Origin of the sequence: Kineococcus arenarius subsp. arenarius, assembly GCF_050871845.1 — a bacterium.
Lineage (GTDB): Bacteria > Actinomycetota > Actinomycetes > Actinomycetales > Kineococcaceae > Kineococcus.
In genome coordinates, this window is sequence record NZ_JBJLSE010000138.1 from 1 (window position 1) to 8045 (window position 8045).

Annotated in this window: 9 protein-coding genes and 1 tRNA gene; 9 read left to right on the plus strand and 1 reads right to left on the minus strand. The window is 75.4% G+C overall.

Going from position 1 to position 8045, the window contains the following annotated elements; translation table 11 throughout:
- Window positions 1-233: hypothetical protein (locus ACRYM0_RS19685; protein ID WP_432507545.1), on the minus strand; the 233-nt coding region annotated here is incomplete at its 3' end.
- Between the two features lie 156 nt (window positions 234-389).
- Here ACRYM0_RS19685 and galU point away from each other — a divergent pair.
- From galU to ACRYM0_RS19730, 9 genes are all read left to right on the plus strand, one after another.
- On the plus strand, window positions 390-1316 hold the full coding sequence (gene galU / locus ACRYM0_RS19690; RefSeq protein ID WP_432507546.1) for a UTP--glucose-1-phosphate uridylyltransferase GalU: 927 nt from the start codon (window positions 390-392) through the stop codon (window positions 1314-1316).
- Window positions 1313-2611, plus strand: a complete 1299-nt coding sequence (gene glp / locus ACRYM0_RS19695; protein WP_432507547.1) for a molybdotransferase-like divisome protein Glp — start codon at window positions 1313-1315, stop codon at window positions 2609-2611. The genes galU and glp overlap by 4 nt, the downstream gene beginning before the upstream one ends.
- Complete coding sequence (gene moaC / locus ACRYM0_RS19700) at window positions 2608-3120, plus strand: cyclic pyranopterin monophosphate synthase MoaC (protein ID WP_432507548.1); 513 nt, start codon at window positions 2608-2610, stop codon at window positions 3118-3120. The genes glp and moaC overlap by 4 nt, the downstream gene beginning before the upstream one ends.
- Window positions 3113-3625 (plus strand): MogA/MoaB family molybdenum cofactor biosynthesis protein, encoded by a 513-nt coding sequence (locus ACRYM0_RS19705; RefSeq protein ID WP_432507549.1) that lies wholly within the window; start codon window positions 3113-3115, stop codon window positions 3623-3625. The genes moaC and ACRYM0_RS19705 overlap by 8 nt, the downstream gene beginning before the upstream one ends.
- 7 nt (window positions 3626-3632) lie before the next feature.
- Complete coding sequence (locus ACRYM0_RS19710) at window positions 3633-4232, plus strand: GNAT family N-acetyltransferase (RefSeq protein ID WP_432507550.1); 600 nt, start codon at window positions 3633-3635, stop codon at window positions 4230-4232.
- A gap of 100 nt (window positions 4233-4332) precedes the next feature.
- Window positions 4333-5244, plus strand: a complete 912-nt coding sequence (locus tag ACRYM0_RS19715; RefSeq protein ID WP_432507551.1) for a hypothetical protein — start codon at window positions 4333-4335, stop codon at window positions 5242-5244.
- Between the two features lie 93 nt (window positions 5245-5337).
- Window positions 5338-5410, plus strand: a tRNA-Ala gene (locus tag ACRYM0_RS19720).
- A 270-nt stretch (window positions 5411-5680) separates the two neighbouring features.
- Entirely contained in the window at window positions 5681-7255 is a 1575-nt protein-coding gene (locus ACRYM0_RS19725; protein ID WP_432507552.1) for a sugar transferase, read from the plus strand.
- 37 nt (window positions 7256-7292) lie between these two features.
- The coding region (locus tag ACRYM0_RS19730) for a glycosyltransferase (protein ID WP_432507553.1) at window positions 7293-8045 on the plus strand (753 nt) is incomplete at its 3' end.

Consider the following 8045-nt stretch of genomic DNA (forward strand, 5'->3'; position numbering starts at 1 on the left):
CCCCGCCCCCGGCCGACGTGGGGGCAGGTCTGCTGGGTGGGGCCGAGGGCGGGTTCGACGTGGGTGCCGTCGGTTTCGGCGCGACCGCGCGGGGGGGCGCGCAGCGCGCTGCGCAGCGCCAGCTTGCGCGCGCCCACCTCGACGGGGTCGTGCGCCACGCTCAGACCCGCCGCGCGCAGCGCGCCGGGTGCTGCGGCGGGGGTGGGAAGCGTGTCGTCGCGGGTCGGGGGCACGGCGGCTCCTGGGGTCCTGAAGACCGTGCGCGGGAGGTTGTGCGCCGGGTCTGCGTGTCCCCAGTCTGCCTGCGCGGAGGCGGGAAATCCATGCCCGCCGTGAGCGTGCGACTGCTGTCCGTGCGGCGGTGGGGCCGGACGGTAGCCTCCCGCCCCATGAGCGAACGCGACGAGCGTCCCAGCCGCACGGTCCGCAAGGCCGTCATCCCGGCCGCCGGTCAGGGCACCCGTTTCCTGCCGGCCACCAAGGCCATGCCCAAGGAGATGCTGCCGGTGGTGGACACCCCGGCGATCCAGTACATCGTCGAGGAAGCGGTGCGGGCCGGCCTGACCGACGTCCTCATGGTCACCGGCCGCAACAAGCGCTCGCTGGAGGACCACTTCGACCGCAACGTCGAGCTGGAGGTGGGCCTGCAGGCCAAGGGCGACGACGCCAAGCTCGCGCGCGTGCAGGAGTCCACCGACCTGGCGCAGGTGCACTACGTGCGCCAGGGCGACCCCAAGGGCCTGGGCCACGCCGTGCTGGTCGCCGAGCGGCACGTGGGCGACGAGCCGTTCGTGGTGCTGCTGGGCGACGACATCGTCGACGCCCGCGACCCCCTGCTGGACAAGATGATCGAGGTGCGCGAGCGGCTCGGCGGCAGCGTCGTGGCGTTCATGGAGGTCCCCGAGGACCAGATCCACCTGTACGGGTGCGCGGTCGCCGAGCCCACCGACGTCGAGGACGTCGTGAAGGTCTCCGGCCTGGTGGAGAAGCCCAAGCGCGAGGAGGCCCCCAGCAACCTCGCCATCATCGGCCGCTACCTGCTGGACCCGGCCGTGTTCGCGGTGCTGCACGAGACGCCGCCCGGCAAGGGCGGGGAGATCCAGCTGACGGACGCCCTGCAGGTGCTGGCGCAGCCCGGCGCCCCCGGCGGCGGTGTGCACGGGGTCGTGTTCCGCGGCCGCCGCTACGACACCGGCGACAAGCTGGACTACATCAAGGCCGTGGTGCGCCTGGCCAGCGAGCGCGAGGACATCGGCCCGGACCTGCGCGCGTGGCTGGGCGAGTACGTCGCGGCGGGAGCCGGCGCCGGCTCGTGAGCGCCCCGCACGTCAGCTCCCACGGCGACGGGCCCTTCACCCCCGTCGCCGAGCACGCCCGCGCCTGCCTGGACCTGGTGCGCCCCCTGCCCCCGCTGGACCTGGCGCTGCGCGACGCGCTGGGCTGCGTCCTGGCCGAGGACGTGGTCAGCCCGCGCCCGCTGCCGGCGTTCGACAACTCCGGCATGGACGGCTACGCGGTGCGGGTGCGCGACGTGGAGGGCGCCTCGGAGGAGTCCCCGGTGGGGCTGCCGGTCGTGGCGGACGTCGCCGCGGGCAGCGCCGACCCGCTGCGCCTGCCGGGCGGCGCGAGCGCGCGCATCATGACGGGCGCCCCGGTGCCGGCGGGCGCGGAGGCCGTGGTGCCGGTGGAGTGGACCGACCGCGGGGTGGCGCACGTGAGCGTCCGGCGCGCGCCGCGCCCGGGCCAGCACGTGCGCCGCGCCGGTGAGGACGTCGCCGCCGGGGTGGTGGTCGTGGAGGCCGGCACCCGCCTGCAGCCGCGCCACATCGGGGTCCTGGCGGCGGTGGGCCGCGCCCGGGTGCGGGTGCGCCCGCGCCCGCGCGTGGTGGTCGTCTCCACCGGCACGGAGGTCGTCGAGCCGGGCACCGCGCTGGCGCCCGGCCAGCTGCACGACACCAACGGCTACCTGCTGACCGCGGCCGCCGAGGACGTGGGGGCGCTGGCCTACCGGGTGGGCGTGGTCGCCGACGACGCGGCGACCCTGGCCTCGGTGCTGGACGACCAGCTGGTGCGCGCCGACGTGGTCGTGACCTCCGGCGGGGTCAGCGAGGGCGCCTACGACACCGTCAAGGAGGTCCTGTCCGGGCCGCTGGGCGAGCGCGCCGGGCACCGGGTGCGCTTCGAGCGGGTGGCGGTGCAGCCGGGCATGCCGCAGGGCGCGGGCACCCTGGGCGAGCAGCGGGTTCCGGTGTTCACGCTGCCGGGCAACCCGGTCAGCGCGTTCGTGTCGTTCGAGGTGTTCGTGCGCCCGGCGCTGCGGCGGATGCTGGGCGCGGAGGGTCCCGACCCGGACCGCCCGCGGGTGCGCTGCGTGGTCGCCCGGGGCTGGACGTCCCCGCCGGCGAAGGAGCAGTACGTGCGGTGCGCGTGGACGCACGGCGAGGACGGCCGCCTGCACGTGGAGCCGGTGTCCGGGCACGGCTCGCACCTGGTGACCGCGCTGGCGCGCACGACGTGCCTGGCCGTGGTACCCGTGGGCACGTCCGAGGTGGAGGTGGGCGACGAGGTGGAGTGCGTGCTGCTGGGACCGCTGCCGGTGGGGCAGCCGTGAGCGGGGGCGTCGGTGACGGTGGTGGCGGGGAGCGCCTGACGCACCTGGACGAGCGCGGCCACGCCCGCGTGGTCGACGTGTCCGCGAAACCCGTCACGGTGCGCGAGGCGCGCGCTGAGGGGCGGGTGCTGTGCTCGGCGCGGGTGCTGGAGCTGATCGCCTCCGGCGGCCTGCCCAAGGGCGACGCCCTGGCGGTGGCGCGCATCGCCGGGCTGCAGGCGGCCAAGCGCACCCCGGACCTGGTGCCGCTGGCGCACCCGGTGGCGGTGCACGCCGTGGAGGTCGAGATCGACGTCGAGGACGGCGAGCGGCCGGGCGTGCTGATCCGCTCGGCGGTGCGCACCGCGGACCGCACGGGCATCGAGATGGAGGCGCTGACGTGCGTGGTGGTCGCGGCGCTGACGTTCGTGGACATGGTCAAGGCCGTGGACAAGCGCACGGTCCTGACCGGGGTGCGCGTGACCGCCAAGAGCGGCGGGCGCTCGGGCGACTGGAGCGTCGATGACTGACGCGCGCAGCGCCCTGGTGGTCACCGTCTCGAACCGGGCCTCGGCGGGCGTGTACGCCGACGACTCCGGCCCCGTCGTCGCCGAGGGCCTGCGCGGCATGGGTTTCGCCGTCGACGGCCCCCTGGTGGTGCCGGACGGCGACCCGGTGGAGGAGGCGCTGCGCGACGCGGTGGCCGCCGGGTACGACGCGGTGGTCACCAACGGCGGCACCGGGCTGAGCCCGCTGGACCTGACGCCCGAGCGCACCCGCCGCGTCCTGGACTACGAGGTCCCCGGTGTGCCCGAGGCGATCCGGGCGGCGGGCGCGGCGAAGGGGGTTCCCACGGCGGTGCTCTCGCGCGGGCTGGCCGGGGTGGCCGGGCGCACGTTCGTGGTGAACCTGCCGGGGTCGCCGGGCGCCGCCCGCGACGGCGTGCAGGTCCTGGCGGGTTTCCTCCTGCACGCCGTGGAGCAGCTGCACGGCGTGGACCACCGCCGCACCGCGCACGGCGGGGGAAACCCGTGAGCCGTCCGTGAACGGTCCCGTGTGGCCGGTGGAGCTGACGGAGGGGCCGGTGCGGTTGCGCCCGCTGCGCCGGCGCGACGCCGCGCAGTGGCGCGCGGTGCGCGCGGCGAACGCGTCCTGGTTGCGGCCGTGGGAGGCCACCAGCCCGGACGCCTCGCCGCCGCCGCCGACGTTCGGGCAGATGGTGCGGGGTTTCTCCCGCGAGGCGCGCGCCGGGCGGATGCTGCCGTTCGTCGTGGAACTGGACGGCCGGCTGGTCGGGCAGATCACCGTCTCGGGCGTGACGTGGGGTTCGCTGCGCTCGGCGCACGTGGGATACTGGATCGACCAGCGGGTCGCCGGTCGCGGCACGATCCCGGTGGCGCTGGCGATGGTGACGGACCACTGCTTCCGCACGTTGCGGCTGCACCGGATCGAGGTGAACATCCGGCCGGAGAACGCGGCCTCGCTGCGGGTGGCGGCCAAGCTGGGCCTGCGCGACGAGGGGCTGCGCGAGCGGTTCCTGCACATCGACGGCGCCTGGCGCGACCACCGGACGTTCGCGGTCACGGCCGAGGAGGTTCCCGAGGGTTTGTTGAGCCGATACCGCAGGTCGCAGCGCGCCTGAGGGCGCACAGCGTCCTCCTGCGCCTTTCTGGGCGAACGCGCAGGGCGACACGCCCGGCGCCTGCACGGTCGCGCAGTTGTCAAGCCATAGCGTTGCGCACGTGCCCGCGAGCAGTCTGATCTTCCTCGTCATCGTCGCCCTGTGGGCCGCCTACCTGGTGCCCTCGGCCATCCACCGGCGCCGGCACGCGGCCGAGGCCCGCGTCGAGGACCGGGATTCCGAGGCGATGCGGGTGGTGGTGCGCCAGGGTTCCGCCCCCGGCCGCCTCGCCGGGGAGCAGGCCGCCGCGGTCCCCGGGTCCAGCCGCCCCGTGCTCGCCGGGTCCGCCGCCCGCCCGCAGCTGGAGGCGTCCGCCGCTGCTCCCGTGGTTCAGGAGCCCCTGGTTCAGGAGCCCGTGGCGCAGGAGCCGCGGGTGCTGGTGCACCAGCCCCGCACGAGCCGGGTGGTGCGCCGGCGCCGCCGGCTGCTGACCTCGGTGCTGGGCGCAGCGATGGTCACGTGGGCGCTGGTGCTGGCGTCCGTGGCGCCGGCGTGGGCGGCGCTGGTGCCGACCGCCGTCCTGGCGCTGGTCGTCGTGGCGCTGCGCCGGCACGCCGCGCAGGCGCCGGTCCGCGTGGCCGTGGCGACGGCGGTGGTCCCGTCGCCGGCCGCCCCGCTGGACGGCGAGCTGGACGACGAGGGCGCCCGCGAGGAGGTCACCGTGCTGGACGACCTGACCGCGCAGCTGGAGCGGGAGCTGGCGCAGGAGCTGGCCGGCCGGGGGGCGGCCGTGCCGTCGCCGCGCCCGCAGGCCCCCGCGGCGGACGCCTCGGCGTGGGAGCCGGTCGAGGTGCCGCTGCCGACGTACCTGCTCAAGCCGCGCGCCCGGGTGGTGCGCCCGGCGAGCAGCGCCCCGCTCGTCGCGCCGGCCACCGGGCCGGTCGAGGTGGACGTGGAGGTCGCCCCCGCCGCGCCGAAGCGCGGGCGCCGCGTCATCGACGTGCGCGAGCGCGCCCGGGTCGTCAACGGCTGAGCACCGCCGGGCCCGGGCCCGGGCGTGGACGTGGGCCTGGTCCCGGGCCTGGTAGTGTTCTTCTCGCTCCCGCGGCAACGCAGGGGTGAGCAAGGGGCTGTGGCGCAGCTGGTAGCGCACCTCGTTCGCAACGAGGGGGTCAGGGGTTCGAGTCCCCTCAGCTCCACATCGGAAGAGGCCCTCGCCGGGTTCGGCGGGGGCCTCTTCGCGCAAGTGATGACGGCGCAGAGTGGCGTCCTGTGATGCCTGAGGCTCTCGTGACTCGTGTTGCCCTCAACAACTTCTGTGAGAGGGTTGCGAAGAACGGGTGAGTCCCGGCTACCATTCGTGGCGCAGCATCACCCGAACGTACGCACGGAGCCCGCGGCGATCGAGTGGTCCGCAGCCACACCGTCGTGGTCGCACGGTCCAGCAGCACCTCGACGGGGGGAGAGGCATGGCGGCGGAGGAAGTCGCGGTTCACCAGGTGGGGGTCTTCCCGCACCAGCAGCGCAGGGTCATCGACGGCTCGGGGCCGTCGCGCAGCTCTGCCGACCCCTTCTTCCCCGTCCCGCGCCGGCGCACCGCGACGGCCGGGGCGCACCGCGCGACCCGCCGTGCCGTGTGGCAGCGCGAGTACGTGCGCACCCTCGTCGTGAGCGACGCGGTGGCCGCCCTGGTGGGTGCCCTGCTGGGCTGGGCGGCCCGCTTCGGCAGTTCCCCGCTGCACCTGGGCACCACCAGCGGGCAGGCGGTGCTGTGGCTGATGGCGCTGCTGCCGCCGATCTGGGTGGCGGCGATGGGCCTGATGCGCGCCTACGAGCCGCGCTTCCTGGGGGTGGGCTCGGAGGAGTTCCAGCGGGTCCTGACGGCCGGCACGGCCGTCGTGGCGACGGTGGGCACCTTGTCGTGGGCGTTCAGCCTGGACGTGGCGCGCGGTTTCGTGGTGGTGGCTCTGCCGGTGGCGGGGCTGCTGACGCTGGCCGGGCGCCTGGTGGCGCGCCGCTACCTGCACCGCCGCCGCGCGGCGGGGGAGTGCGTTCAGTCCACCCTCGTGGCCGGTCACCCCGGCGCCGTGGCCGCCCTGGTGCGGCAGGTGCGCCGCGACACCGACCACGGTCTGCGCATCGACGGCGCCTGCACCCCCGGTGGGCGCGGCAGCTCCGAGCTGCAGCAGCTGGGTGTTCCGGTGGTCGGGTCGCTGGAGGACGTCGCGGACGTCGCGCGCCGCACCGACGTGGACGTGGTCGCCACCTTGACCTGCCCGGAGCTGGACGGGCCCGTGCTGCGCCGGCTGGGCTGGCAGTTGGAGGACACCCGCGCCGACCTGGTCGTGGCCCCCGCCCTGACCGACGTCGTCGGCCCGCGCGTGGTGATCCGCCCGGTGTCCGGGCTGCCGCTGCTGCACGTGGAGCGCCCCGAGCTGCGGGGCCTGCGCCACGTCGGCAAGGCGCTGCTGGACCGCGGCTCCGCAGCGCTGGCGCTGCTGCTGCTCAGCCCGGTGTTCCTGACGATCGCGGCGCTGGTGAAGCTGGACTCCAAGGGACCGGCGTTCTTCCTGCAGACCCGCGTGGGCCGCGACGGCCGCGAGTTCACCATGGTCAAGTTCCGCTCCATGGTCACCGACGCCGAGCAGCTGCTCATCGACCTGCGGGAGAAGTCCGAGGGCAACGGGCTGCTGTTCAAGATGAAGCGCGACCCGCGCATCACCCGCGTGGGCGGCTTCCTGCGCCGCTACTCCCTGGACGAGCTGCCGCAGCTGTTCAACGTGCTGACCGGTTCGATGTCCCTGGTGGGCCCGCGGCCGCCGCTGCCGAAGGAGGTCGCCGAGTACGGCGACGACCTGCACCGCCGGCTGCTCGTCAAGCCGGGCCTGACGGGGTTGTGGCAGGTCAGCGGGCGCTCGGACCTGGACCTGGACGAGTCGACGCGGCTGGACCTGCAGTACGTGGAGAACTGGTCGCCGGCGTTCGACGCGATGATCCTCGCGAAGACGGTCAAGGCCGTGGTGGGCGGACGCGGGGCGTATTGATGGGTGCGTCTGCGCGTTCGGAGCTGGAGGGACGCACGTGAGCACAGCGACTGCCCCGGACCTCGCGCGGAGCGGGGACGCAGCCACCCCCACCGTCTCGGTGGTGGTGCCCGCCCACGACGAGGCACGCACCTTGCGCCGCACCCTCGCTGCGCTGGGCGCCGCCGCCGTGCGGGAAGTGCCCGATGTCGTCGTCGTCGCCAACGGGTGCAGCGACGACACCGCCGAGGTGGCGCGCGCGGCGGGGGTCCGGGTCGTCGAGCTCGGGCAGGCGTCGAAGGCCGCCGCGCTGCGCGCCGGTGACGAGGCGGCGCTCACGTTCCCCCGGGTCTACCTCGACGCCGACATCGTCCTGTCGCCCGGGGCTCTGGACGAGCTCACCGACACCCTGCGCACGGACGAGCCCGTCGTGGCCTCCCCCCGCGTGCAGTTCGACACCGCGGCGTCCTCGTGGCCGGTGCGGGTGTTCTACCGCGCCTACGAGCAGATCCCCTACGTGCGCGAGGGCCTGGTGGGGCTGGGTGTGTACGGCGTCTCGCGCAGCGGCCGGGCGCGGTTCGGGCAGTTCCCGGACGTGCGCGGTGACGACCTGTTCGTCCAGAGACTGTTCGCTCCTGCCGAGCGGCGGACCAGCGGTGGACGGTTCGTGGTAGCGGCGCCGCGCGACCTGCGCAATCTGGTGGGGGGGGGGCCCCCCCCCGCGCGGGGCCACCCCCCCCTGCCCCCCACCCCACCCCTCCCGGGGTGCGCCCGTGGGGGGGCGGGGTTGGTGCGGCGTACGTGGTCTACG

What these genes read in the sequence shown, in the direction of transcription:
- galU (WP_432507546.1), top strand. Translation starts at nt 390, where the DNA reads ATGAGCGAACGCGACGAGCGTCCCAGCCGCACGGTCCGCAAGGCCGTC.
- ACRYM0_RS19705 (WP_432507549.1), top strand. Translation starts at nt 3,113, where the DNA reads ATGACTGACGCGCGCAGCGCCCTGGTGGTCACCGTCTCGAACCGGGCC.
- ACRYM0_RS19725 (WP_432507552.1), top strand. Translation starts at nt 5,681, where the DNA reads ATGGCGGCGGAGGAAGTCGCGGTTCACCAGGTGGGGGTCTTCCCGCAC.